Annotated in this window: 21 protein-coding genes; 14 read left to right on the forward strand and 7 right to left on the reverse strand. The window is 66.2% G+C overall.

Annotated features, from left to right (window positions below; genetic code table 11):
* Positions 1–27 precede the first annotated feature (27 nt).
* A complete protein-coding gene (locus WA983_RS15080) occupies positions 28–852 on the reverse strand; it encodes an SIR2 family NAD-dependent protein deacylase (RefSeq protein ID WP_424251253.1) in 825 nt (274 codons plus the stop codon).
* Positions 853–1,017: 165 nt separating this feature from the next.
* Here WA983_RS15080 and rpiA point away from each other — a divergent pair, with 165 nt between their 5' ends.
* Both rpiA and phoU read left to right on the forward strand, forming a co-directional pair.
* Positions 1,018–1,698, forward strand: coding sequence for a ribose-5-phosphate isomerase RpiA (rpiA, locus tag WA983_RS15085; RefSeq protein ID WP_424251255.1), 681 nt, complete (start codon positions 1,018–1,020; stop codon positions 1,696–1,698).
* Positions 1,699–1,822: 124 nt separating this feature from the next.
* Positions 1,823–2,572 (forward strand): phosphate signaling complex protein PhoU, encoded by a 750-nt coding sequence (gene phoU, locus WA983_RS15090; RefSeq protein WP_424251257.1) that lies wholly within the window; start codon positions 1,823–1,825, stop codon positions 2,570–2,572.
* A gap of 102 nt (positions 2,573–2,674) precedes the next feature.
* On the opposite strand, the gene WA983_RS15095 is transcribed toward phoU, so the two are convergent.
* The 4 genes from WA983_RS15095 to argA form a co-directional block, all read right to left on the reverse strand.
* Entirely contained in the window at positions 2,675–2,947 is a 273-nt protein-coding gene (locus WA983_RS15095; RefSeq protein ID WP_424251259.1) for an oxidative damage protection protein, read from the reverse strand.
* Positions 2,948–3,016: 69 nt separating this feature from the next.
* Positions 3,017–3,925, reverse strand: coding sequence for a dTDP-4-dehydrorhamnose reductase (gene rfbD / locus WA983_RS15100; RefSeq protein WP_424312268.1), 909 nt, complete (start codon positions 3,923–3,925; stop codon positions 3,017–3,019).
* Positions 3,912–4,985 carry a dTDP-glucose 4,6-dehydratase gene (gene rfbB, locus WA983_RS15105; RefSeq protein WP_424249220.1) on the reverse strand — a complete coding sequence of 358 codons (1,074 nt, stop codon included), beginning with the start codon at positions 4,983–4,985 and terminating at the stop codon, positions 3,912–3,914. Before rfbB ends, rfbD begins: the two co-directional genes overlap by 14 nt.
* Positions 4,982–6,337 carry an amino-acid N-acetyltransferase gene (gene argA, locus WA983_RS15110; protein WP_424249222.1) on the reverse strand — a complete coding sequence of 452 codons (1,356 nt, stop codon included), beginning with the start codon at positions 6,335–6,337 and terminating at the stop codon, positions 4,982–4,984. Before argA ends, rfbB begins: the two co-directional genes overlap by 4 nt.
* Before the next feature lie 113 nt (positions 6,338–6,450).
* Here argA and hrpA point away from each other — a divergent pair, with 113 nt between their 5' ends.
* The 10 genes from hrpA to WA983_RS15160 all read left to right on the forward strand — a co-directional run bounded on the left by hrpA (position 6,451) and on the right by WA983_RS15160 (position 21,579).
* The gene (gene hrpA, locus WA983_RS15115) at positions 6,451–10,326 is read left to right on the forward strand and encodes an ATP-dependent RNA helicase HrpA (RefSeq protein WP_424312270.1); all 3,876 of its coding nucleotides are present in this window, start codon (positions 6,451–6,453) and stop codon (positions 10,324–10,326) included.
* Between the two features lie 13 nt (positions 10,327–10,339).
* Positions 10,340–13,819, forward strand: a complete 3,480-nt coding sequence (gene dnaE / locus WA983_RS15120; RefSeq protein ID WP_424249224.1) for a DNA polymerase III subunit alpha — start codon at positions 10,340–10,342, stop codon at positions 13,817–13,819.
* Positions 13,816–14,586, forward strand: a complete 771-nt coding sequence (locus WA983_RS15125) for a glycosyltransferase family 25 protein (RefSeq protein WP_424249226.1) — start codon at positions 13,816–13,818, stop codon at positions 14,584–14,586. The genes dnaE and WA983_RS15125 overlap by 4 nt, the downstream gene beginning before the upstream one ends.
* A complete protein-coding gene (locus tag WA983_RS15130; protein WP_424312271.1) occupies positions 14,586–15,683 on the forward strand; it encodes a glycosyltransferase family 4 protein in 1,098 nt (365 codons plus the stop codon). Before WA983_RS15125 ends, WA983_RS15130 begins: the two co-directional genes overlap by 1 nt.
* Positions 15,683–16,522: a polysaccharide deacetylase family protein gene (locus WA983_RS15135; protein ID WP_424249227.1), complete on the forward strand. Its 840-nt coding sequence runs from the start codon at positions 15,683–15,685 to the stop codon at positions 16,520–16,522. Before WA983_RS15130 ends, WA983_RS15135 begins: the two co-directional genes overlap by 1 nt.
* Before the next feature lie 71 nt (positions 16,523–16,593).
* Positions 16,594–17,697 carry a glycosyltransferase family 4 protein gene (locus tag WA983_RS15140; RefSeq protein WP_424249230.1) on the forward strand — a complete coding sequence of 368 codons (1,104 nt, stop codon included), beginning with the start codon at positions 16,594–16,596 and terminating at the stop codon, positions 17,695–17,697.
* Positions 17,694–18,461 (forward strand): glycosyltransferase family 2 protein, encoded by a 768-nt coding sequence (locus WA983_RS15145; RefSeq protein WP_424249232.1) that lies wholly within the window; start codon positions 17,694–17,696, stop codon positions 18,459–18,461. The genes WA983_RS15140 and WA983_RS15145 overlap by 4 nt, the downstream gene beginning before the upstream one ends.
* Positions 18,458–19,231 carry a polysaccharide deacetylase family protein gene (locus WA983_RS15150; protein ID WP_424249240.1) on the forward strand — a complete coding sequence of 258 codons (774 nt, stop codon included), beginning with the start codon at positions 18,458–18,460 and terminating at the stop codon, positions 19,229–19,231. Before WA983_RS15145 ends, WA983_RS15150 begins: the two co-directional genes overlap by 4 nt.
* Positions 19,232–19,270: 39 nt before the next feature.
* Positions 19,271–20,377, forward strand: a complete 1,107-nt coding sequence (locus WA983_RS15155) for a glycosyltransferase (protein WP_424249234.1) — start codon at positions 19,271–19,273, stop codon at positions 20,375–20,377.
* Positions 20,378–20,403: 26 nt separating this feature from the next.
* Positions 20,404–21,579 (forward strand): glycosyltransferase family 4 protein, encoded by a 1,176-nt coding sequence (locus WA983_RS15160; protein WP_424312269.1) that lies wholly within the window; start codon positions 20,404–20,406, stop codon positions 21,577–21,579.
* Between the two features lie 52 nt (positions 21,580–21,631).
* On the opposite strand, the gene WA983_RS15165 is transcribed toward WA983_RS15160, so the two are convergent.
* Complete coding sequence (locus tag WA983_RS15165; protein ID WP_424249096.1) at positions 21,632–22,396, reverse strand: YdcF family protein; 765 nt, start codon at positions 22,394–22,396, stop codon at positions 21,632–21,634.
* On the reverse strand, positions 22,393–23,307 hold the full coding sequence (locus WA983_RS15170; protein ID WP_424312272.1) for a glycosyltransferase family 9 protein: 915 nt from the start codon (positions 23,305–23,307) through the stop codon (positions 22,393–22,395). Before WA983_RS15170 ends, WA983_RS15165 begins: the two co-directional genes overlap by 4 nt.
* Positions 23,308–23,456: 149 nt before the next feature.
* Between WA983_RS15170 and msbA the strand changes: the two genes are divergently transcribed.
* Both msbA and WA983_RS15180 read left to right on the forward strand, forming a co-directional pair.
* Positions 23,457–25,247 (forward strand): lipid A export permease/ATP-binding protein MsbA, encoded by a 1,791-nt coding sequence (gene msbA / locus WA983_RS15175; RefSeq protein WP_424249097.1) that lies wholly within the window; start codon positions 23,457–23,459, stop codon positions 25,245–25,247.
* A 2-nt stretch (positions 25,248–25,249) separates the two neighbouring features.
* Complete coding sequence (locus tag WA983_RS15180; protein WP_424249099.1) at positions 25,250–25,690, forward strand: hypothetical protein; 441 nt, start codon at positions 25,250–25,252, stop codon at positions 25,688–25,690.
* Positions 25,691–25,694: the final 4 nt, after the last annotated feature.

Consider the following 25,694-nt stretch of genomic DNA (forward strand, 5'->3'; position numbering starts at 1 on the left):
ACAGAGTCGGGAAGCTGTCAGTATGAATCAAATATGGGTATCGAGCCATTGCAGTGTCCGCAGCGCCGAACCTTCCAGGCCGACGCCCCAGCGCGGAGAAATGGCGCTGTCGCGGGCATTGATGCGCAGCACCGGATGGCCGCTGCGCAGGCTGAAATGACGCACCGAGGGGATCGCCTGACCCGCGCCCAGTTCGATCACGGTTAGGGGGTCGCCGCCCACGGATTCCAGCCAGGCGTTCAGTTGGCCGCGCTGCGCCGTCATGCGTTCCGTTTCCCAGTCCAGGTCGTTGAACATCAGCACGTTGGGGCGGGCCAGGGCGCCGCAGTCGGGGCAGGTCGGCAGGGGCGAGCGCAAGCGGCAGGTCGCGGCGTCCACGTCCGGCTCGAAATTGTCGGCCGGCCAGATCCGGTGCCGGCAACGGGCGTGGCATTGCATCCAATGCAGCGAGCCGTGGCATTCCAGGATGCGGTCCGGATCGAAGCCCGCCCGCTGGAACTGGCCGTCGACGTTGCTGGTGAAGACGAAGGCGCCATGCGGCAGGCGTTCGGCCCAGCGCTGCAGGATGCCGAAGCCTGCATGCGGCTCGGTCCGACGGTACAGGGACAGGCGGTGGCCGTAAAACCCCCAGGCCAGCGTGGGCCAACGGTCAAAGGCCTCGGGTTGGGCAATGTGCTGGAAATCCAGGTGCGCCTGGCGCAGGGCGGGGTAGGCACGCCACAGGCCCTCTTTGCCACGAAAATCCGGCAGTCCCGAATCCACGCCCATGCCGGCGCCGGCGGTGATCAGCAGACCACGGGCCGCGCGCAGGTAATCCAGAGCGCGATTCCATTGGGCGTCGGTGGGAGGCATGGCATCGATTCCTTGGTGAGCGTGAAACACAGGCTCAGTCTAGGGAGGCCCCGCGACAGAATATGTCGCCACCGTTCATCGTGCGCAGGCCATGGCGGATCGAGGCCATGGCGGGGCAGGACCATTACAATACAGGCCTTCCAGACCTCCAATCGGAATACCCCTATGCTCACCCAGGATGAACTCAAGCAACAGGCGGCCCAGGCCGCCCTCGACGATGTACTGCCCCAGTTGCAGCCCGACAGCATCCTGGGGGTGGGGACGGGATCGACCGTGGATCGATTCATCGATCTGCTCGCGCCTCATCGTGGGGACTTCCGCGCGGCGGTGTCCAGTTCGGAGCGCAGCACGCGCCGCCTTCAGGCGGCCGGTATCCAGGTGCTGGACTTGAACGAGGTGACTTCACTGGCGTTGTACGTGGATGGCGCTGACGAGATCGACCATCAGTTGAACATGATCAAGGGTGGCGGCGGGGCGCTGACGCGCGAGAAGATCGTGGCCTCGGTGGCGGACCGTTTCGTCTGCATCGTCGACGAATCCAAGCTGGTCGAGCGCCTGGGCGGCTTTCCGCTGCCGGTCGAGGTCATCCCCCTGGCGCGCGAGGCCGTCGCCCGCGAGGTCCGCCAACTGGGCGGGCAGCCGCGCCTGCGCGAAGGCTTCACCACCGACAACGGCAACCAGATACTGGACGTCGCCGGTCTGCGCTATGGTGATCCCGCCGAGTTCGAGGCGATGCTGAACAACATTCCGGGGGTGGTCTGCTGCGGCCTGTTCGCGATCGCTGGCGCCCAGGTGGCGCTGGTGGCGGGGCAAGGGGGGGTGTCGCGACTGGAACTGCGCGACTGATACACCGCCATTCGTCATGTTTCTGTCACATGGCACTGCTATGCTGGGTATTATTTCCACGTGGCGGGCGTGATGCTAGGTTTTGCGCTCGTCGAATGCGCCTGAAGGCAGGCAGAGGTCCCGGATGCTGGAACACACCAACAAGCAATTTCACAGCGAACTCGAAACGACGCGGTCCATGTTTCTGCAGATGGGCGGACTGGTCGAATCCATGGTGCTGGACGGCATCCACGCCCTGACTCGGGGCGAGCTGCAACTGGTGGATCGGGTCCGCGAGCATGAACGGCAAGTCAACCAGTTCGAGGTCGACATCGACGAGCGCATCAGCCAGTTGATTGCGCGTCATCAGCCGACGGCCGGCGATCTGCGCCTGCTGCTGTCGGTGTCCAAGATGCTGACCGACATGGAACGCTGCGGCGACGAGGCTGAAAAGATCGCCAAGGTCGCCCGTCGCCTGCACGAATCCAATACGTCCTACGAGCCGGTGGTGGAATTGCGCCACATGGGCGATGCGGTGGCCAGCATGATCCGGGCGGCGCTGGACGCCTTCGCCCGCGAGGATCCCGTCGCTGCCGCCCAGGTGGTGCGCAATGACAAGGACGTGGACAAGGAATGGAAGGCCTCCCTGCGCCACATCATCACCTACATGATCGAAGACCCGCGCACGATCTCGCACTCCATCGACCTGATCTTCATTGCCCGCGCGCTGGAGCGCATCGGCGACCATGCGAAGAACATGGCCGAACGCGTGATCTACATGGTGCGCGGCGACGACGTGCGCCACACGGGCGTCACCAACACCGAACGCATGGCGCGTGGCGAACCGCCGCAGCCGCGCGGTGACGCGTCTGATGATGAGGCCGGCGGACACTGAGCAGTCCTTGATGACTGCTCAGTGCCTGTCGAATCGGAGCCGCTTGCAAGCGGCGAGGCGGATCGCCGAAGGTAGGGACTGGGTTCGGATGCTTCCCAGGCGTCAGCCCGCAGGCGGCACGTAGCCCTGGGCCTCGACGTCCTGATCGTCGAACAGGAACGCCTGCATGCGTTCGGCCAGGAATTTCCGCGACTCCGGATCGGCCAGGCTCAGGTGGTTCTCATTGACCAGTCGCGTCTGGATGTCCAGCCACTGGGTCCAGGCATCCTTGGAAATTTCGCGCCAGATACGCACGCCCAGATCGCCCGGGTACGGGGGATAGTCCAGGCCTTGGGCCTCGCGCTTGAGTTTGTGGCATTGGATCATGCGTGCCATGTCGGGCGCCTCTCGTGTCGTGCAATGGGAAAGCAGGCATTGTATCCCTGCGGGGTCACGCCGGCCGCTTCAAGCGCTTGCCGTCTGCCAGGACTCCAGCACCCGATCCAGACCGATGCGCCAGTCGCATGCCAGCGGCCCGATCAAGGCTTCCAGCCGCGTGCAATCCAGGCGGCCATTGGCTGGCCGGGGTTCGGGCGCAGGCCAGTCGGCCGAGGAGATCGCCTCGATGTGGGGCAGACGGGCGAGCAGGCCCCGTGCCTGGGCGCGGTTCAGGATTTCCAGTGCGAAGCCGTGCCAGCTCGTCCAGGGCTGACCGCCAAAGTGATAGAGGCCCCCTGGCGCTTCGCCTTCAGGCCGCAGGGCCAGCGTGTGCAGGATCTGGGCCAGGTGGCCGGCCCAGGTGGGGCCGCCGATCTGGTCGTCGATCACGCGCAGCGTGTCGCGTTCCGTGCCCAGGCGCACCATCGTGCGGACGAAATTGCCGCCCCAGGCGCTGAAGACCCAGCCGGTGCGCACGACCAACGCTCGCGGATCGGCATTCAGCACGGCCTGCTCGCCTGCCAATTTGCCGCGCCCGTAGGTGTTCAGGGGCGCGGTCGGGTCGCTTTCCCGATAAGGGCGGTCCAGCCGCCCGTCGAAGACGTAGTCGGTGGACACGTGCAGCAGCCGGATGCCGCGCGCCGCGCAGGCGCGCGCCAGCAGGCCGGGGGCGTCCGCGTTGATCGCGCGGGACAGTGCCGGCTCGGTGGCCGCGCGGTCCACGGCCGTGTAGGCGGCGGCATTGATCAGGCAGTCGGCGGGGTGTGCGTCCAGCCAGGCGTGCACGGCATCGGCTTGCGTGATGTCCAGTTGCGATCGCGTCAGGAATGCATAGCGCGCCGCATCGGGATGCTGCATCGCCAGCATGCGCAGCGACCGCCCCAGTTGGCCGTCGGCGCCGGTGACGAGGAGGCGGGGCGCCTCAGCGCGCCGCATCGACCAGACCCAGCCGCTGGCGCTGGTAGCTGCCGTCCTGCACGCGGCGGCACCAGTCGCGGTTGTCCAGATACCACCGTACCGTCTTGCGCAGGCCGCTGGCGAAGGTTTCCTGCGGCGTCCAGCCCAGTTCGCGGGCGATCTTGCCGGCGTCGATGGCGTAGCGCAGGTCGTGCCCCGGTCGGTCGGCCACGTGGGTGATCAGGTCGGCGTAGCGCGCCACGCCGGCGGGGTGCGCGGGGGCGAGTTCTTCCAGCAGGGCGCAGATGGCGTGCACCACGTCGATGTTGCGCTGTTCGTTATGGCCGCCGATGTTGTAGGTCTGCCCGGGCACGCCCGCTTCGACGACGCACAGCAGGGCGCGGGCGTGGTCTTCGACGTAGAGCCAGTCACGGACCTGCAGGCCCTGGCCATAGACGGGCAGGGGTTTGCCTTCCAGGGCGTTCAGGATGATCAGCGGGATCAGCTTTTCCGGGAAGTGGCAGGGGCCGTAGTTGTTGGAGCAGTTCGTCACCAGCACCGGCAGGCCGTAGGTGCGCTGCCAGGCCCGCGCCAGGTGGTCCGATCCCGCCTTGCTGGCGGAATAGGGCGAACTGGGAGCGTAGGGTGTGGCCTCCGTGAACAGGGCCCCGGTGTCGGCCAGGTCGCCGTAGACCTCGTCGGTGGAAATGTGATGGAAACGGAAGGCGGCGCGCGCGGCGGCGTCCAGTCCGTTCCAGTGGGCGCGGGCAGCTTCCAGCAGCGTGTAGGTGCCGACCATATTGGTGCGTACGAAGTCGGCCGGGCCGTCGATGGAACGGTCCACGTGGGATTCCGCCGCCAGATGCATCACGGCGTCCGGCCGGTGGCGCGCGAAGGCGTCCGCCAGGCCCGGTGCGTCGCAGATGTCCAGATGCTCGAAGGCATAGCGCGGATCGTCCGCGACGCACGCCAGGGATTCCAGGTTGCCGGCGTAGGTCAGCTTGTCGACGTTGACGACCGCATGGCCGGTGTGGTCGATCAGGTGCCGGATCAGGGCCGAGCCGATGAAGCCGGCACCGCCGGTGACGAGGATTTTCATAGTCGCTTGATGAACACCAGGCTGTTGCGCGAATGGTTGTAGTGGGCGCGCTTTTCGTGGGGCAGGTCGGAGACGCCGCCCTGGACGAAGCCGCGCTTCAGGAACCAGTGCGAGGTGCGCGTGGTCAGTACGAACAGGCGCCGGGCGCCCTGGGCGCGGGCGCTGGTCTCGGCGTGGCGCAGCAGTTTCTCGCCGTCGCCGGTGCCCTGCCATTCGGGGTGCACGATCAGGCAGGCCATTTCGGCCATGCCGTCGTCCAGATAGGGGATCAGGGCCACGCAGCCGTAGATCACGCCGTCGTGCTCCAGCACCGTGAATTTCTCCACGTCGCGCTCGATCGTGGCACGCCCGCGCGGCACCAGGGTGCCGTCGGCCTCCAGGGGCTCGATCAGTTGGACGATGGCGCCCACGTCGTCGGCGCCGGCCGGGCGCAGGTCTTCGAGGGTGTCCTCGACCACCATGGTGCCCACCCCGTCGTGGGTGAAGATTTCCAGCAGGATGCTGCCGTCCATGGTGTAGGGCACCAGATGCGCGCGCGCCACTCCGCGCTTGACTGCCAGGGACGCGTGGCGCAGAAAGGCGGACGTGTCCTCGTCCAGGATGTCCTGGGCGAGCAGGTCGTCTGCGTCCTTGCGCGCCAGTTCGGTGTCCACCGAGCCATCGGTTTCGGTGACGGTGCGGTTCTGGGTCAGGAAGATCAGTTTTTCGGCGCGCAGCGCCACGGCGGCGTTGGTGGCCAGGTCTTCCATGGCCAGATTGAAGGCCTCGCCGGTGGGGGAAAAGCCCAGCGGGGAAAGCAGCACGATGGCCCCCTGGCTGATGACGTTGCGCATCGCTTCGATGTCCAGCTTGCGCACCGTGCCGGCGCGCCGGAAGTCCACGCCGTCGATCACGCCGACCGGGCGCGCCGTGACGAAATTGCCGGAGATCACGCGGATCTTGGCGTGTGACATCGGCGTGTTGGGCAGTCCCTGGCTGAAGGCGGCCTCGATGTCCAGGCGGATTTCCCCGGCGGCCTCTTTGGCGCATTCCAGGGCCTCGGGGCTGGTGGGTTCCGTCCCCCGGCCGAACTGGGTGGTGTGCCCCTTCAGGCGCAGTTGTTCGTTGACCTGAGGGCGCGATCCGTGCACCAGGACCAGCTTGATCCCCAGCGCCGACAGCAGCGACAGGTCGGCCACCAGATCCTCCAGGCCGCCGTCCTCGATCAACTCGCCGCCAAAAGCCACGACGAACGTCTTGCCGCGGAAGTCATGCACGTAGGGCGCAACCTCGCGGAACCATCGCACGAACTGCGCGGGGGCGAATTCGGGTGCGTCCTGGGCGGAATAGGTGTCGGTTTCGGCAGCGCTCATGGTGGGTGGCGGGTCTCGGGTCTCGAAGGTTGGGGTGGGCGTCGGATTCTCGCGATAGCGAAATTATAATGTTCGGTTCATCCTGAGGCTTCTCCTCCGTGGAATCCGACGTTTTGCCAGAAAATCCCTCGCAGCCGCCCCGCCGGGCGCGGGCCCGGCCCGCAGCGGCGTCTCCGTCTTCAGACTCAGACCGCGCGCGTGCCGCCCGCCCGCCTGCCGGTGCCGGCGACCGGCCCCTGCCGCCCATCCACTATCCGGAAGACCTGCCCGTCAGCGCCTGCCGCCAGGATATCGCGCGCGCCATCACCGAGCATCCGGTGGTCATCGTCTGCGGCGAGACCGGTTCGGGCAAGACCACCCAGCTCCCCAAGATTTGCCTGGAGCTGGGGCGCGGCCGCACGGGCATGATCGGTCACACTCAGCCGCGCCGTCTGGCCGCGACCTCGGTCGCCCAGCGCGTGGCCGAGGAACTGCGCACCGAGATCGGCGATTGGGTGGGCTACCAGATCCGTTTTTCCGAGCGCGCCGGCCCGGCGACGGCCATCAAGCTGATGACCGACGGCATCCTGCTGGCCGAGACCCAGCGCGATCCCCTGCTGCGCCGCTACGACACCCTGATCATCGACGAGGCGCACGAACGCAGTCTGAACATCGATTTTCTGCTGGGGTTCCTGAAGCGCCTGCTGGCGCGCCGCAAGGATCTGAAGCTGATCATCACCTCGGCCACCATCGATGCCGACCGCTTTGCCCGTCATTTCGGCACCGAGGACCGGCCGGCCCCGGTGATCCAGGTTTCGGGCCGCCTGTTTCCGGTGGAACTGCGCTACCGCCCCGTGCGGCAGGATGAAGACGACGGCTCCGCTGGCCGCAAGCCGGGACAGGGTGACGAGGAGCGTGATCTGGTCGACGCCGTGGTGGATGGCGTGGATGAATGCGCCCGTCACGGGACGGGCGACGTGCTGGTCTTTCTGCCTGGCGAGCGCGAAATCCGCGAATGTGCCGAGGCCCTGCGCAAGCGCCATCCCGTCGGCGCCCTGGTGCTGCCGCTGTATGCCCGGCTGTCGCGCGTGGAGCAGGAGCAGATCTTTCATCCGCGCGGCAATGCCCGGCGCATCGTGCTGGCCACCAACGTGGCCGAGACCTCGCTGACGGTGCCGGGCATCCGCTACGTCGTGGACAGCGGTCTGGCGCGCATCAAGCGCTATTCCTGGCGCAGCAAGGTCGAACAGCTGCGCATCGAACCCATCAGCCAGGCTTCCGCGAACCAGCGCGCCGGCCGCTGCGGCCGTCTGGGGCCGGGCGTGTGCGTGCGCCTGTACGCCGAGGACGACTTCAAGCAGCGCCCGGCCTTCACGGATCCCGAAATCCTGCGTTCGTCCCTGGCCTCGGTCATCCTGCGGATGAAATCCCTGCGGCTGGATGACATCGAAGCCTTTCCCTTCGTCGAACCGCCCACCGGCCGGGCCATTGCCGACGGCTATCAACTCCTGCAGGAACTGGGCGCGCTGGACGAGCGCAACCATCTGACTTCGGTGGGCCGCGCCCTGGCGAAGCTGCCCGTCGATCCACGCATTGCGCGCATGGTCTTTGCCGCGCACGAGCAGCAGTGTCTGGCGGAAATCCTCGTCATCGCCTCGGCGCTGTCCGTGCAGGATCCGCGCGACCGCCCCATGCAGGCGCGCGAGGCGGCCGACAACGCCCATGCCCAGTTCAACGACAAGCAGTCGGAATTCCTCGCCTGGCTCAAGCTCTGGCAGTGGTACGGCGAGCAGGTCGCGCACAAGGCCTCTCAGCGCAAGCTGGTGGACCAGATCCGCGCCAAATTCCTGTCGCCCATCCGCCTGCGCGAATGGCACGACACGCACACGCAATTGCTGACCCTGGCGCGTGAGCAGGGTTGGCGGCTGAATCAGACCCCGGCCACGCGCGAGCAGATCCATCTGGCGCTGTTGGCCGGCTTGCTGGGCAATATCGGCATGAAGTCCGAGGACGGCGGGCTGTATCAGGGCGCGCACGACATCCGCTTTGCCATCCACCCGGGTTCGCCCCTGCAGAAAAAAGCCGGCCGCTGGGTGCTGGCGGCCGAGCTGGTGGAGACCACCCGTCTGTATGCCCGTTGCGTGGCGCAGATCGAGCCGACCTGGGTCGAGCGCGCCGGGGCGCATCTGCTCAAGCGCGCCTGGTCCGATCCGCGTTGGGAAAAGAAGGTCGGCCAGGTCGTCGCCAATGAGCGCGGCACCGTGCACGGCCTGCCGGTGTATACCGGACGCCGCGTGCACTATGGCCGCATCGATCCCGAGGCCGCGCGGGAAATCTTCATCCGCGACGCGCTGGTGCCGGGCGACATCGACAGCAAACTGCCCTTCATCGCCCACAACCGCCGGCTGATCGCATCCATCGAGCGGCTGGAGCACCAGAGCCGCCGTCCGGACATCCTGGTGGATGACGCGTTGATTTACGCCTTTTATGACGGTCAGATTCCTGCCGACGTGTCCCAGACGGCCACGCTGGAGGCCTGGTTCAAGGGGCTGGACACCGGGACTGCCGCACGGCTGAATCTGAGTCGCGACGAACTGATGCGTCACGACGCGGCCGGCGTCACCACCGAGGTCTTTCCGCGTCGCCTGGCCTGGGCGGGGACAGAGCTGGCGGTGGACTACCATTTCGAGCCGGGCTCGCCGCGCGACGGCATGACGCTGACCGTGCCGCTGTTCACGCTCAACCAGATCGACGCCGCCCGTTGCGAATGGCTGGTGCCAGGCATGCTGAAGGAAAAAGCCCATCTGCTGCTGAAATCCCTGCCACAGAAGCTGCGCCGCCATTGTGTGCCGCTGCCCGACTATGCGGCCGGCTTCCACGAGCGCTGGTTCGAGCGCGCCGCCGATCCCGGCATGGGGTTGCTGGACGCGCTGGAACAGGACATCTGGGAACAATGCCGGGTACGCGTCCAGGCCACCGACTTCAAGCTGGAGACCCTGCCGCCGCACCTGTTCATGAATTTCAAGGTGATCGACGAGCACGGTCGCATGCTGTCCGGTGGTCGCAGCCTGGACCAGTTGCGGGCCGAGCATGGCCGCCAGGCCCAGGCTTCTTTCCAGCAAGTGGCGGCGCGCGACCAGCAGGCGTCCCGGGTCCTGGACCACGAGGGCCTGACGGCCTGGACCTTTGGCGCCTTGCCGGAATTGCTGGAGATCCAGCGCGGCGGCCAGTCCCTGATCGGCTATCCGGCGCTGCGTGACCGGGGCGAATCCTGCGACCTGGACGTCTTCGACGACCCCCAGGAGGCGCGCCGCGTGCACGCGGTCGGTCTGCGCCGGCTGTTCCGCCTGGCCCTGCGGGAGCAGGTCCGCTATCTGGAAAAAAACCTGCCGGACCTGACCCGCCTGGGCATGCTGTACCTGGATCTGGGCACCCAGCAGGAACTGCGCGATCAGTTGATCGATGCGGCGCTGGACCAGGCCTGCCTGATGGACCCCTGGCCCGCCGACGCGGCGGCTTTCGAGCAGCGTTGTACTGAGGGCCGTGCGCGCCTGGGTCTGCTGACCCAGGAACGGGCCCGCCTGGCCGGCGTCATCCTGGCCGAGCGCGCCGCCCTGGTGAAGAAACTGCTCCAGGCCCGTCCCTGGCCGCAGGCGCAGCAGGATATCCGCCAGCAGCTCGACGCGCTCGTCGGTCCGGCTTTCGTGCGCGACACGCCTTCGGAGCAGCTCGGGCACTTGCCGCGCTATCTGAAGGCGGCACAACTGCGCATCGAAAAACTGCGCGCCGACCCTGCGCGCGATGCCGCCCTGATGGCCGATATCGTCCGCTTGACCACGCCCTGGCAGCGTGCGCGAGCGGCACTCAAGGGTGCGCCCGACGCCCATCTGGACGCCTTCCGCTGGCAACTGGAGGAACTGCGCGTGGCGCTCTATGCCCAGACGCTGCGCACACCTTTCCCCGTCTCGGTCAAGCGCCTGGAAAAGGCCTGGGCCGCCATGCCGCGCTAGGTACAATCCCTCCATGAGCACATCCCCCGACACCCCTTTGTTCGTCCACCTGCGCAGCCACTCCGAGTTTTCCGTGGTGGACGGCATCGCGCGCATCCCCGACCTGATCGGCCGGGCGCGGGAATTCGGCCAGCCGGCCATGGCGATCAGCGACCTGGCCAATCTGTTCGGCTGGATCAAGTTCTACAAGACGGCCCGCAAGGCCGGCATCAAGCCCATCGCCGGTTGCGACGTCTGGCTGCACAATCCGGCCGACGAGGACAAGCCTTTTCGCGTGCTGCTGCTGGCCACCGGTCATGCCGCCTATCTGGATCTGTGCGAACTGCTGGCGCGCGCCTGGACGGAAAACAGCCAGCGCGGCCGGGCCGAACTGCGCCGCGAATGGTTGTCGGGCAGGAACGGCCTGATCGTCCTGTCGGGCGCGCGCGCGGGCGATGTGGGTCAGGCGCTGGAAGCCGGCCGTGAAGACGAGGCTCGCCGGCTGGCGCGGCAGTGGGCCGCCGATTTCCCGGACGCGTATTTCGTCGAACTGCAGCGCGCCGGCTTCGATGGCGACGAGGCCTATGTCCAGTCGGCGCTGCGTCTGGCGGCGGATTGCGGTCTGCCGGTGGTGGCCACGCACCCGATCCAGTTCATCGCGCCGTCCGACTTTCGCGCGCACGAGGCCCGCGTCTGCATCGCCGAAGGCGAATTGCTGGGCAATCCGCGCCGCGTCCGGCGTTTTACGGCCGAACAATACATGCCCGACAGCGCCGACATGGCGCGCCGTTTCGCGGACGTGCCCTCGGCCCTGAGCAATGCGGTGCAGATCGCCCGCCGCTGCAACCTGACCCTGACGCTGGATCAGCCGCAACTGCCGCAGTTCCCCACGCCCGATGGCGTGTCGCTGGATGACTATCTGGTGCACCTGTCCAACGAGGGGCTGGCGCGCCGCATGGTCCAGCTCTATCCCGATGCCGACGAGCGCGCCCGCCAGATGCCCGACTATCAGGCCCGTCTGGATCTGGAATGCCACACCATCATCAGCATGGGCTTTCCCGGCTACTTCCTGATCGTGCAGGACTTCATCAACTGGGGCAAGGGCCACGGCGTGCCGGTGGGACCGGGCCGGGGCTCGGGTGCGGGCTCGCTGGTAGCCTATAGCCTGGGGATCACCGACCTGGACCCGTTGCGCTATGACTTGCTGTTCGAGCGATTCCTCAACCCCGAGCGCGTGTCCATGCCCGACTTCGACGTGGACTTCTGCCAGGACAACCGCGAACGGGTCATCGAGTACGTCAAGGAAAAGTACGGCCGCGACGCCGTCAGCCAGATCGCGACCTTCGGCACCCTGGGTGCCAAGGCCGTGGTGCGCGACGTGGGCCGCGTGCTGGAGATGCCCTACAGCGTCTGCGATCGCCTGTCGAAGATGATCCCCTTCAATCCGGCCGATCCCTGGTCGCTGGACCGCACGCTGGAACACGAGCCCGCCTTCAAGGAACTGTACGACACCGATGAGGAAATCCACGCCCTCATCGACCTGGCCCGCCCGCTGGAGGGCCTGACGCGCAATATCGGCATGCACGCCGGCGGGGTGCTGATCGCTCCGGGCAAACTGACCGATTTCTGCCCCCTGTATTGTCAGCCGGGCAGCGAATCCAGCGTCGTGTCCCAGTTCGACAAGGACGACGTCGAGGCCGCCGGCCTGGTCAAGTTCGACTTCCTGGGCCTGCGCAACCTGACCATTCTGGATTGGGCTGTGCGCTACGTGCGCGAATTCAATCCGGACAAGCGCGATTTCGACATCATGGCCTTGCCGCTGGACGACCAGGCCACCTACGATCTGCTGTCGGCCGCTAATACCACGGCGGTGTTCCAGCTCGAATCGCGCGGCATGAAAGAACTGCTGAAAAGCATGCGGCCCAACACCTTCGAAGACGTGGTCGCCTTGCTGGCGCTGTTCCGTCCCGGGCCGCTGGAATCCGGCATGGTGGTCGATTTCGTCAACCGCAAGCACGGCCGCGCAGAAGTCGATTATTTCCACCCGGATCTGGAATCGGTGCTCAAGAGCACCTACGGCGTCATCGTCTACCAGGAACAGGTGATGCTGATTTCGCAGATCATCGGCGGCTATTCCCTGGGCGGCGCCGACCTGCTGCGCCGCGCCATGGGCAAGAAAAAGCCCGAGGAAATGGCCAAGCACCGGGTGATCTTCCAGGAAGGCGCCGCCAAAAAGGGCTACGACCCGGATCTGGCCGCCCACCTGTTCGACCTGATGGAAAAATTCGCGGGCTACGGCTTCAACAAGAGTCACTCGGCCGCCTATGCCCTGATTTCCTACCAGACTGCCTGGCTCAAGGTCTACCACCCGGCGGAATTCCTGGCCGCGACCATGTTGTCGGACATGGACGATACGGACAAGATCCAGATCTTCTGGCGCGACGCCCTGGAAAACAAGGTCGCCGTCCTGCCGCCCGACGTCAATGAATCCGGCTATCGCTTCGCGCCGGTGCCTGACGAGCACACCGCGCAGGGCCGTCCGCCGCGCACCATCCGCTATGGCCTGGGTGGCGTCAAGGGGACCGGCCAGTCCGCTGTCGAAGCCATCATTGCCGCCCGCACGGCCGGCGGCCCCTTCAACGGGCTGTTCGATTTCTGCGCCCGGGTGGACCGCCACGCCGTCAACCGGCGCACCATCGAGGCCCTGATCCGCGCCGGGGCCTTCGACGTCCTGGAATCCAACCGCGCGGCCTTGCTGGAAGCCCTGAGCAGCGCTATCGAGGCCGCCGAGCAGGCCGAACGCAATGCCAATCAGGTCTCTCTGTTCGACGACAATACCGACGAACTGGTGGCCGACGAGGTTGCGCGCGTCACCCCCTGGGACCTGGAAACTTTTCTGAGGGAAGAAAAGACCGCGCTGGGCTTCTATTTCAGCGGCCACCTGTTCGACGCCTGGCGCGACGAGATCCGCCGCGTGGCGCCCACGCCGCTGGCGCGGCTGGCTCCTTCGCGCGGTCCGCAATGGCTGGCGGGCGTGCTGGCCGAGGTGCGCGTGCGCATGACCCGGCGCGGCAAGATGCTGTATGCCCTGCTGGATGACGGCACGGCCCAGATCGAGGTCGCGATCTTCAACGAGATGTACGAGCAATACCGCGACAGCTTGAAAGAAGACCGCCCCCTGGTGATCCAGGGCCGCGTCAGCCACGACGAGTATTCCGGCGGTCTGCGCGTCTCGGCCGACGAACTGTATGACCTGCAGCGCGTGCGCGAAAGTCGCGCCCGCAGCCTGCGCCTGTCCGTGCCCGACAGCCTGGACGCCGGCCGCCTGCAGGAGCTGCTGTCACCCTGGCGTTCGGACGAATCCAGTGTGCCGGTGGAATTGCGTCTGCACGGGTCGCGCTTCTCCTGCCTGCTGCGCCTGGGCGAGGACTGGCGCGTGCGCATGGACGAAACCCTGATTGCCGATGCGCGCCAGTGGCTGTCCTACGATGATGTGGAGATCAATTACGGATGAGCACGATTTCGATCCGAATCATCAGCCTGGCCTCCCGGCCGGATCGGCGACGGCAGATCGCCGCCCAGTTCGACCGGCTGGGGATCTCCGGCTACAGCTTCCTGGATGCTGTCAACGGCAAGCAGCAGCCCGATCATCCGCTGTTTGCGCATTACGATCCCGTCGCCCGTGCCCGGGTCAAGGGTCGCGGCCGCGATCTGAAGCCCTCCCAATTGGGCTGCTTCGCCAGCCATTACCTGCTCTGGCAGGAGTGCGCCGAATCCGGCCGGCCCTTGATCGTGGTCGAGGATGACGCCATTCTGAAGGACAATTTCCCGGACATGCTGGCGCATGCGTCAGAGCTGCTCCAGGCCTGGCCCTTCATCTGGCTGCACGAATATGACCGGCCAGGCCGTGACGCGTTCATGTATGTCGGGCGGGTAGGGCCTTTTGCATTGACGCGCAAGCTCAAGCGCCATTCCTGTTCAGTGGCGTACTTGCTGGCCCCAGCGGGGGCCCGGGCTTTGCTGGATGGCAGCCGGACCTGGATTTACCCTCTGGATGATGCCGTCTTCCGGTTCTACGAGCATGGCGTGGAAAACATCGTGATTCAGCCGGCGTGTGTGGCCCAGGATCATGACTCGCCTTCGGATATCACGGGCGCGGCGGTGGAACCCTCCCTGCCGCTGGTCGATAAGATACGCCGTGAGGCCTACAAGGCCCGCGATACGGTGTGGCGCATCTGGCATAACCTGCGTTTTCGTCTTTGTCACAAGCGGCCCGTATGATGAAACCCTTGCGGATCGTGCATGCGGAAGCCGCCACGGGCTTTGCCGGCCAGGAACGCTATATTTTCCGCTTGCTGTGCGCGTTGCGTGACCGGGGGCATCATGTGCAGGCCATCTGCCAGCCGCATGCCCAGTTGGCGCGCGAGCTTCGGCAGGCGGGGTTCCATGTGGACACCCTGGAAATGGACGGGCCGTGGAATCATGTCAAGGGCCTGCCACGCCTGGTGCGCCTGTTGCGGCAAGGCCGCTTCGATGTCGTCAACACGCATAGCCGGCGCGAAACCTTGCTGGTCGGCGCTGCTGCGCGGCTGGCGGGCGTGCCCCTGGTCGTCCGCACCCGCCACCTGGCCAAACCCGTGGGGTCCTTGCTGGCCTATACCGGCGTGCCCAAGCGGGTGATCACCCCCAGCGAGTTCGTGCGTCGGCACCTGATCGACCGGGGCATTGCACCGGCGCAGGTGGCCGTCGTGCCGCCCGCCGTCGACTTCCCCGACCCCATGCCTGCGCCGGTCCTTCGATCCGAACTGGGGCTGGATGCCCAGGCCGTGATCGTGGGCAGCGTGGGCGTGCTGCGCCGGGAAAAAGGGCATGAACAGTTGATCGAAGCCATGCTGCCCCTGCTCGAACGCGATCCGGACCTGCATCTGGTGATCGTCGGCGGCGGGGATGCGGCGTTGGCTGCGTTGCAGGCGCAGATCACCGTTGCCGGTCTGGCGGGCCGTGTCCATTTGCTGGGCACGCGGTCCGATGTGCCTGCGCTGCTGCCGGATTTCGATATTTTTGCCCTGGCGACGCATATCGAAGCCTCGGGTACGGCCTTTGTCGAGGCGGGTGCCGCCGGCCTGCCCGTGATCGGCACGCGCGTGGGGGGGGTGCCGGAAATGATGCAAGAAAATGAAAGCGGCCTGTTGGTGCCGCTGTTCGATATTCCGGCCCTGACCGAGGCGCTGGATCGCCTGATTTCGGACCCCGACTTGCGGCGGCGCATGGGCCGCGCCGGCCGGCGCTATTGCCTGGAAGACGGCCGTTTCACCCGGGAGGCGCTAGGCGAGCGGACCGAACGCTGTTACCGTCAGTGGTTGGAGGAACTTGTTTGATGGTCAACCCCATTGTGCCGGTCTTGATGTATCACCACGTCCGCCCGCAGGGCGGCATGATCGCAGCAACGCCCGAACACTTCGAGGACCAGTTGCGCTGGCTGGCGCACCACGGTTATCAGACCCTGAGCACGGCGGAATTCATCCGCCACCTGCGGCAGGGCGGGGCGCCTCGCCGCTCGGTGCTGATCACGTTCGACGACGGCTATCTGGACAACTGGGTCTATGCGGAACCTTTGCTGCGCCGCTACGGCATGCGCGCGACGGTGTTCGTCGTGACCGGCTGGGTGGGCGAAGGCCCGGTCCGGCCGCAGTTGGGTGGCCGGGAACCGTTGCCCGACACGCCGGAGCATCGGGACTGTGAGCGGCGCATCGAATCGGGTCGCGCCGACGAGGCCATTGTGCGCTGGTCCGAAATTCTGGCCATGCAGGACAATGGCGTGATGGAGTTTCATAGCCATACCCATACGCATACCCGCTGGGATCGACTGGACGCTGCGACGAAGAATACGCACATGCGGGATGAACTGGCTCAATCGCGGGATTGCCTGCGTCGGCATTTGGGCGAAGTATCCGACCAGCTCTGCTGGCCGCAGGGCTATTTTGACGATGATTACGTCCGTATTGCCCAGGAGGCCGGTTTTCGTCATCTGTACACGACACGCGCCTTCGGCCGTAACCGGCAGGGCACAGACCCGGCCTCGATCTTTCGTTTCGCCGTCCGCGATACCAGCGGCGCATCGCTTGGACGCCGGATCCGGGTGGCGGCGAATCCGGTGCTGGCGCCTGTGTTCAATGGCTGGAAGCGCTGGAAGCGGGGGCAGCATTATGGCGATTGAAATGTTCAGGCCCGTGCGCGGGCGGGTGAGGGCGATCCGCGCATGATGCGGCTCGCCTTCCATGGCTCCCGATGAGATCCCTGCATGTCCTTCACTCAGAGGCGGCGACCGGATGGGGCGGCCAGGAAAACCGTATTTTCAAGGAAATGTGCGCCATGCGGACGGCGGGCCATCACATGGAGGCGCTGTGTCAGCCGCATGCCCGCCTGGCGCAATGCCTGCGCGATGAAGGCTTCGAGGTTCATACCTTGTTGATGGACGGCCCCCGCAATTATGTGCGTGGCGTGTTTCGAGTCCGCAGTCTCCTGAGGACGGGGCACTTTGACGTCCTCAATACCCATAGCCGGCGGGATACCCTGCTGGCCGGGGTGGCGGGACGCCTGGCCGGGACGCCCTTGATCGTCCGTACCCGTCACCTGGCGGTCAAGCCGGGTTCCCTGGTGTCGTATACGGGTGTCCCGCATCGCGTGATTGCGATCAGCGAGTATGTGCGTCGCCTGTTGCTGGAGCGGCGTGTCGATCCTGCACGCGTGGCGACGATCTACACCCCGATTCCTTTATCCTCCGTGGTGGAGCGCTCCAGCCTGCGGCATGAGTTGGGCGTGCCCGCCGATGCGGTCGTCGTGGGGTGCGTGGCTGTGATGCGCGACAAGAAAGGACATCGCGCGCTGATCGATGCCATGGCTGCGTTATTGCGGCGACCGGATGTCTTTCTGGTGCTGGTGGGGGATGGGGCGCCCCTGCTGGAGGAATTGCAGGCCTATGTGCGTGCGCAAGGATTGCAAGACAAAGTCCTGTTTACAGGCAGGCGTTCCGATATCCCCAATGTGCTGGCCGGCTTCGACATCTTTGCCCTGGCGACGGAGCAGGAGGCGCTGGGGACTTCCTTCATCGAAGCGGGCGCGGCGGGTCTGCCCGTGGTCGGGACGGATGTGGGCGGCGTCCCTGAGGTCGTAGAAGATGGCGTGACCGGCTTGCTGGTGCCTGTGCATGATCAGGGCGCCTTGGAAAACGCGATCCGGATGCTGATCGAGAACCCCGCTCGGTGTCGTTCCATGGGGCGGGCGGGGATGCGGGCCGTGCGCTGTTCCGACCGATTCACATCGGAGAACATGGTCCGCCGGACCGAGCAGTGCTATAGCCGCTGGCTCAAGGAGAGGGCAAGGTACTCATGAAGCTGTCCGTCATCGTCATCACCAAAAACGAGGCCGCGCACATCGGCGATTGCCTCGATTCCGTGGCTTTCGCCGATGAAATCGTCGTGCTGGACTCCGGCAGCACGGATGCGACCTGCGAGATCGCCCGGGCGCGCGGTGCGCGGGTCGAGGTCTCGCCGGACTGGCCGGGTTTCGGCCCGCAAAAAAACCGGGTGCTGGACCTGGCCACGGGCGACTGGGTGCTGTCCATCGACGCTGACGAGCGCGTGACACCCGAACTGGCCGGGGCGATTCAGCAGGCCATCCAGGCGCCTGACGCCGAGGGTTATCGGATGGCCCGGCTGTCCAATTTCTGTGGCCGATGGATCCGCCACAGCGGCTGGTGGCCGGATTACGTCGTGCGCCTGTTCCGCCGCGATGCGGGGCGCTTCACTGACGCAGCCGTGCATGAACACGTCCAGATTCGTGGGCGCACGGGCACCCTGTCCGGGCATTTTCTGCACTATCCCTACGCCAGTCTGGAAGTCTTCATCGACAAGATCAACCGCTATTCCACCGAGGCCGCGCGCAGCGCCTTCGAGCGGGGACGGCGGACGACGGTGCTGGGGCCGTTCGGCCACGGCGCCTGGACGTTCATTCGCCATTATGTGCTGCGGCGAGGCTTCCTGGACGGCTGGCAGGGTCTGGTGCTGGCCGGCATGGCAGGCACGGGCAGCTTCTACCGTTATGTGAAGCTGTATTGGCTGGGCCGCCGGGCCCGGCGGCCCGATATAATCCGCTGATGATCCCTATCCTCATGTACCACCAGATCGGGGAGCCCGGCCCGCGCGGCACGCCCTATCGAGGCCTGACCGTGCATCCCCGGGATTTCCGGCGGCAGATGCTGTGGCTGCGGCGCCTGGGCTACCGGGGGCTGTCGATGGCCCGGCTGGGCCCTTATCTGCGTGGAGAAAAACAGGGCAAGGTCGTCGGCATCACTTTTGACGACGGCTACGCCAATGTGCTGGAAAACGCGGTGCCGGTGCTTGAAGAATGCGCTTTCCTGGCGACCAACTACTTCGTCGTCCGCCAACTGGGCGGCAGCAACGTCTGGGACGCCGACGAGGGCGTGCCGCCTTCGCCGCTCATGGATGCCGCCGGCTTGCGCGCCTGGGCGGCCGCCGGCCACGAGGTCGGCTCGCATACCCTGAATCATCCTGATTTGTCGCGTATTTCGCCGGAACTGGCCGTCAACGAGATCCGCGACTCACGCGAGGCCTTGGAGCAGATCGCGGGTGCCCCGGTGCGGGCGTTCTGTTATCCCTACGGCCATTTCACTTCTGCGCTGGCGAATGTCACGCGTGAGGCCGGTTACGACAGCGCCACGACGACTGCGCGTGGGTTGGCGCGGCTGGGCGATGATCCCTACGCATTGCCGCGTGTGGCCGTTGTCCGTTCGACGCATCTGCTGCGTTTCTTGCAGAAATGCCTGACGCGGCTCGAAGACAACAAACGTATCCGGAACGAACGAGAGTCTCGTCCGTTTGTTTCGGATGGCATCCATCCTCCCTGAGACTCCCGCTGACCTGGTCGGTGCTCTTTCCGTGAACCCATGAGAATTCTGTATACCAATTTTCACCCCCGCGGCAGTGGCGGACACGCTCCTTATATCCTCAATCTGATTCGTTCCTTCAAGGGTGAACATGAAGTCGTTCTGGCTACGCCCGGTACAAGCCGATTATTCGCGCTGGCGGAACAGATTCCGGGAGTGCGTTGTGTGGATGTGGCCTACAGTACGCGACTGTGGCCCATGCTGGCAGAAACGCGACAGTTGCGGCGCCTGCTGCGCGAAGGCGGTTTCGACATCGTGCACGTCAACGGCTCGGCTGATCATCGACAGGTCATGCTGGCTCGGCTCGGCCTGGACAACCCGCCGCGTATCGTCTGGACCAAGCACAACACCAAGCCGGTCTCAAGTTTTGGAAACCTGATCCGTGCCGGCTGCGGCACAGAGGGGACCATTGGCGTCTGCGATTTCGTCAGCCGCCAATTGCAGGCTTCGCCCTACGGACGTCTGCCGGTCCATACGATCCGCCTGGGTGTCGATACCAATCACTTCTTGCCGCCTACGCCTCAAGCCGTCGACGAGGCGCGTCGTGCGCTGTTGGGCGCGCTGCCGCAGGATGTGCTGGTGCTTGGCAGCGTGGGTGGGACGGACTTGGCGAAAGGGTGGATCTTTCTCGTGCGGGCCGCCGCCCGTTTGCCGCAGGCTCAACGCCTGCGTGTCCGCCTGCTGATTGCGGGGGACCCTCCGCCACCGGCCTTGAGGCGGGAAGTCGAGGATCTGGGCATGGGAGATGTGGTGGTCTTTCCAGGTCAGGTGGACGATCCGCGCCGGGTGCTGGCGGCCTGTCACATGAGTTTTGTGCTTTCGCTGCACGAGGCAGGATCCTATGCGGTGTGCGAGTCGCTGGCCATGGGGCTGCCGACCCTGGTTTCCAATGCGGGCGGTTTGCCGGAACTGGTTCGTCACGGAGTGGACGGTTGGGTGCTCCCGGCTGGCGACGTCGATGCCGTTCACGCATGGCTGCTGGAACGCCTGGCTGCGTCGGCGCTTCCTGAAATGCGTGAGTCCGCCCGGTCGCGTGCACTGGCACGCTTCACCATGCCGATGTCTGCAGGACAGACGATGGCGCTTTACCGCGAGATCTGCGCCTGAGGTCTGCTGACCCCTATAATCGGCCCATGTCTGATCCAGCCTCTTCCGATGCCGCCCGGTCCCTGAGCATTGCCTTCGTCGTCGATCGCTTCGGCAATCGCTACGGCGGGGCCGAAGCCTATGGCGTGGAACTGATGCGGGAACTGGCCGCCGCCGGTCATCGGGTCACGGTCTTCGCTCGGGCCTATGATCCCGCCTGTGATCTGCAACTGCCGTTCCGGCCGATCGCCGTCGGCCGGCGCTGGCCCAGTTGGCTCCGGGTCTGGCTGTTCGCCCGGCGCGCGGCGCGCGCCACGCGTGGCGGTTACGACATCGTCCACTCCCACATGAACGGCTGGTGCGGTGACGTGGAAGTCGTGCACGTCACGCCGGTGCGCTATCGTTGGCGCGTGCAATCCATGTCCGGCCTGCGGCGCTGGCTGTCATGCATCAGTCCCCGGGTGCGGACTTATCTGGGCCTGGAGGCCCGGCGCGTGGCACCACGTCCCGGCCATCGGGTCGTTGCCGTGTCGCAGTTGATCGCGCATCAGTTGGCGCAGGCTTACGGCCCGTCCCTGGTGGTGCCCGTGATCGCCCCGGGCGTGGCGCAGGCCGAGCCGGTCACGCCTGAACAGCGCCGCCGGATGCGGGCCGATCTGGGTCTGCCGGCCGCCGGCACGCTCTGCCTGCTGGTGGCGCGCAATCCGATGCGCAAGGGTCTGCCGACCGTGCTTCAGGCGCTGGCCGAACTGCCCGGTGACGTGCTGCTGGTGGTGGTGGGCGCCAATGCGGCCGCGCGCGAATGCGTGGCCCGCGCTCCGGAGTCCGTGCGCGACCGGGTCCATCTGGTGGCGGAAACCTCGCAGGTGGCCCCGTATTACCAGGCGGCCGATCTGTACGTGCATCCCACCCTGAACGACAGCTTCGGCATGGCGCCCCTGGAGGCCATGTCCTTTGGCCTGCCGGTGATCCTCAGCCCCGCGCCCTGGTGCGGTTTTGCCCAGTATGTCCAGCCGGAGGCAGAGGCCCTGGTCCTCAGTCACCCCGAACGTGCGGACGAACTGGCACAGGCCATCGAGCGGCTGCGTTCCGATGTGGATCTGCGCGCGCGGCTGGATGCCGGCGCACGGGATGTCCTGGCCCGCCATGCCTGGCCGGAAGTCGCCCGTCAGTATCTGGACGTCTACGCGGACGTTCTGCGCGAACGCGGTACTGCATCCTGACACCCGCTGCTGAGGCACAGCAGCGGGTGTCGGCCCGCGGGCGCGTTGGCCTTCAGGCCCAGCCGCGCGCCCAATAGACCAGCAGCCCCAGGTATTCCTTGATGATCGAGCGGCTGGCGTTCAGCGCGCGCATGTTCGGCAGCCAGAAGGCGAAGTCGGGGTCGTCGGGGACGACGATCTGAGGCGGTGAGGGTGCCGCGATCGGGTTCAGGCCTTGCTTCTGGAAACTGGCCATGGACCGAGGCATGTGCAGGGCGGAGGTCACCAGCAGGAAGCGTTCGATGCCTTGGTCGCGCAGCAGCCGGGCCGTGTAGACCGCATTTTCGCGCGTGGTGTCGCTCTGGTTTTCCTTGATGATCGCTTGCGCGGGCACGCCGTCGCGTTCCAGGGCCGCCGCCATCATGACGGCTTCGCTCTGGCCGCCGTCCAAGGCCGCCCCGGACACGATCACCAGAGGCGCGCGGTCCGCCGCGTAGAGTTGGGCGGCCGTATCGGTACGGACGATCGCCGTGTCGCGGTCATAGGGCTCGAACCAGTTGCGACGGCCGTTGGCCGAATTGCCGCCCAGGACCACGATGGCCTGGGCCGTCGGCATGGATGCCGCCGGTCTGTGGGAATAGCGCTGCTCCAGCAGACCGCCGGCCCACAGCGATGAGGTCGGCAAGGACCAGAACAGCACCCAGGCCAGTGCGCCGGCCGTCAGAATCCCGGCCGTCTTGCGCCAGCGCAGGATGAACAGGAGCAGGGCCAGCACCAGCAGGGTGACCGACAGGTTCAGGGGAATCAGCAGGTTGCCCAGGAAAGCGGTGATCGTCATGCGGAGGGAGGCGTGTCGAGGAGGTCCAGCGCGGTGGACAGGACCTCGGGGGCGGCGGGCCAGGCATCCATGCGGCCCATGCGGACGGCCCGGTTGGACCAGGGGCCGGTGCGAGCGGGATCAGTGACGCCGAACAGGGTGATCTGCCGGGCGCCGGCGGCGGCACCCAAGTGGGAGACCCCGGAGTCGTTGCAGATCACCAGGGCCGCGCGCCGGGTCAGCGCCGCGAAGGCGCCCAGCCCCAGGGGGGGCAGCAGCAGGGCGGTGGGTGCGTTGTCCTGCGCGGCCCGGCGTTCGGACTCGGGAGGCGACATGGCGACCGCCAGGCCGCGCGCCTGCAGGGACCGGGTCAGGCTGTCAAAGCCCGGCCAGACCTTGACGCGCCCCTTGTGCAGCCCGGTCGCCGTCGGTGCGATCAGGACGAAATCGCCGTTGGCGAGACCGGCCTGGGCCAGCGCCCGGGACGCCTCATCCTCGTGGGTGGCGGCGGCCTGCCAGCGCAGTTCTTCGGCAGGCTGGGAGGGAGGCTCCGGCAGCCGCCACCGCGCCAGCACCTGTCGGGTCAGGTGATACCAGGATTGCACCGCGTGCAGCGGCCCGACCGGCTTGGCACAGGGCCAGCGCAGGATCAGGCTGCGGCCGTCGTCGCGATAGCCGGCGCAGGGGATGCCCGCGAAACGGAACACCAGGGCGCTGGACAGCGAATCAGGCAGCAGCAGGCCCAGAGATCGTCCGTACGGCGCCTGTCGTCGCGCATTGCGCACAGCCGCCCGGTCGGCGCGCCAGACGCCTTGCATGGGCACGAAGCCGGCCAGGGGGTAGGCCGACAGCAGATCTCGTGCCCAGGGGCGGGCGCAGGCCACGACGGGCAGGCCTGTGGCGATCAGGGCTTCCAGGCTCGGCAGGCTCATGCAGACGTCGCCGACCCAGTTGGGCAGGCGGACGTACAGGGCGGGACTGGGTGAAGGTGTCAACGCGGCAGCTCCAGCACCCGTCGCGGTCCGAAGGCGCGAACGGGCTAAAATGCGTGATTCCCAAAGTATATAAGAGAGTGTGCCGGGTGAAGACCTCCACCGATCATCCTGTGGACAACCGTCCTGTGCGACTGGAACTGTGGCGACAGATCTACGTCCGCCTGGGCCGGGACTGGAAGGTCGGCCTGCTGGCCCTGATCCTGCTCAGCATCGCCTCGGCGACCCAGCCGTTGCTGGCGGTCATCATGAAGCCCCTGCTCGACGAGGGCTTCACCGGTGCGCAGCCCTCTTACATCTGGTCCATTCCCTTGGCCGTGGTCGGCCTGATGCTGCTGCGCGGCCTGTGCACCTTCGGCGGTACCTATCTGATGTCCTGGGTCGCCAACAACATGCTGCTGTCCTTGCGCCGCGACATGTTCGACCGCCTGCTGGGCATGTCCGACGAAACCTTCCGGGCCCGCGATCACGGGCGCCTGCTCAACCGCTTCACCATCGACGCCGGCAACGTCAGCGGCCTGTCCACCGAGGTCATCCGCGTGATCGTGCGGGAGTCCCTGACGGTCGTGGCCCTGCTGGCGGTGCTGCTGTACATGTCCTGGCAATTGACGCTGATCGTGCTGGTGATGCTGCCGCTGTCCGTCGTGACGGGTCGCTATTTCATCAAGCGCCTGCGGCACATCAATCGCGACACGATCAACATGAATGCGGAGCTCACCCATGTGGTCTCCGAAGGCATCGCGGGCCAGCGCGTCATCAAGCTGTTCGACGGCTATGCGCGTGAACGTGACCGTTTCGCCTACGTCAACGCCCGTCTGCGCCGCTTCTCCATGCGCGCGGCCAGCGCGGATTCGGCCATGTCGCCGATCTCCCAGTTCTTCGTCGCCCTGTCCGTGGCCATCGTCGTTGCCGTGGCTCTGTATCAGGCCAATCATGAAGGCCTGACGGTGGGCAGCTTCGCCGCCTTCATGGCGGCGCTGGGCCAGATTTTCGATCCGCTGAAGCGGCTTACCAACATCGCCGGGGCGGCTCAGCGCATGCTGATTTCCGCCGAAAGCGTCTTTGCCCTGATCGACGAGCCCGTCGAGCCGGACACGGGCACCCGTGAAATCCGGGACCGTCCTCGCGGCGAGGTCGTCTTCCAGGCCGTCACCCATCGTTTTCCCGACGCGGCCCGTGACACCCTGGATCAGGTGACGCTCACGGTCCAGGCCGGCCAGACGGTGGCGTTGGTGGGGCGATCGGGCAGCGGCAAGACCACGCTGGTCAATATGCTGCCGCGTTTCATCGAACCCACCGCGGGCCAGGTGCTGATCGATGGCATCGATGTGTGTGAACTGCGGCTCGGCGCCCTGCGCTCACAGCTTTCACTGGTCAGCCAGGACGTCGTCCTGTTCGACGGCACGATCGCCGAAAACGTGGCCTACGGCATGCAGGGCGAGGTGCCGGAAGACCGCATCCGCGCGGCCCTGGAAGCGGCCAGCCTGCTGGAATTCGTCGACAGCCTGCCCGAAGGCATCCAGACCCGGGTCGGCAGCAACGCCAATGCGCTGTCCGGTGGTCAGCGCCAGCGTCTGGCCATTGCACGCGCCCTCATCAAGAACGCCCCGATCCTGATCCTGGATGAGGCCACCTCCGCCCTGGACAACGAGTCCGAACGCCAGGTCCAGCTCTCGCTGGAACGCCTGATGGCGGGCCGCACGACCCTGGTGATCGCTCACCGGCTCAGTACCGTGCAAAAGGCCGACTGCATCGTCGTCCTGGATCAGGGCCGTATCGTCGAACAAGGCAGCCACGCCGAATTGCTGGCGGCCGGCGGCCTGTACGCCAACCTGTACCGCTTGCAGTTTCAGGATGACGTCGAACCTTTCCGGAGTTGATCATGAAAACCGTATTCGCCCTCGCGACCCTGGCCACACTGGCCGCCTGCGCTGCTCCCGGCACCGTCGGATTGACCGCCGATCAACTGGAGACCGATCGCTATTACGTGACCGAGCGCCGCCGCCTGCCCATCGATTTTCCTCAGGTACAGCAGAATCTGTTCCGGCACGCGGCGGTCTGTCACGTGACCTATACCTTCGAGATGGTGCCCAACGAGTCGGCCTTCGGGCGCGTCGTCTACCGCACGACGCCTGGCGCGGGCTGGGAGGACAGCGTCGTGCTCAGCCTGACGCTGCTGCACAATCGCACCATCAACGTCAAGGCCTACAGCTATCGCTCCGGACAGATGGAGCGGGTGCATCAGATGCTGACCGCCATGATGAAGCCGGATGCCTGCACAGTGGACAATAGCTGGGAAAACAAGCTGGACGTCGGCGACTGAATCG

The organism is Castellaniella sp., from assembly GCF_049650445.1.
Taxonomy (GTDB): domain Bacteria; phylum Pseudomonadota; class Gammaproteobacteria; order Burkholderiales; family Burkholderiaceae_B; genus Castellaniella.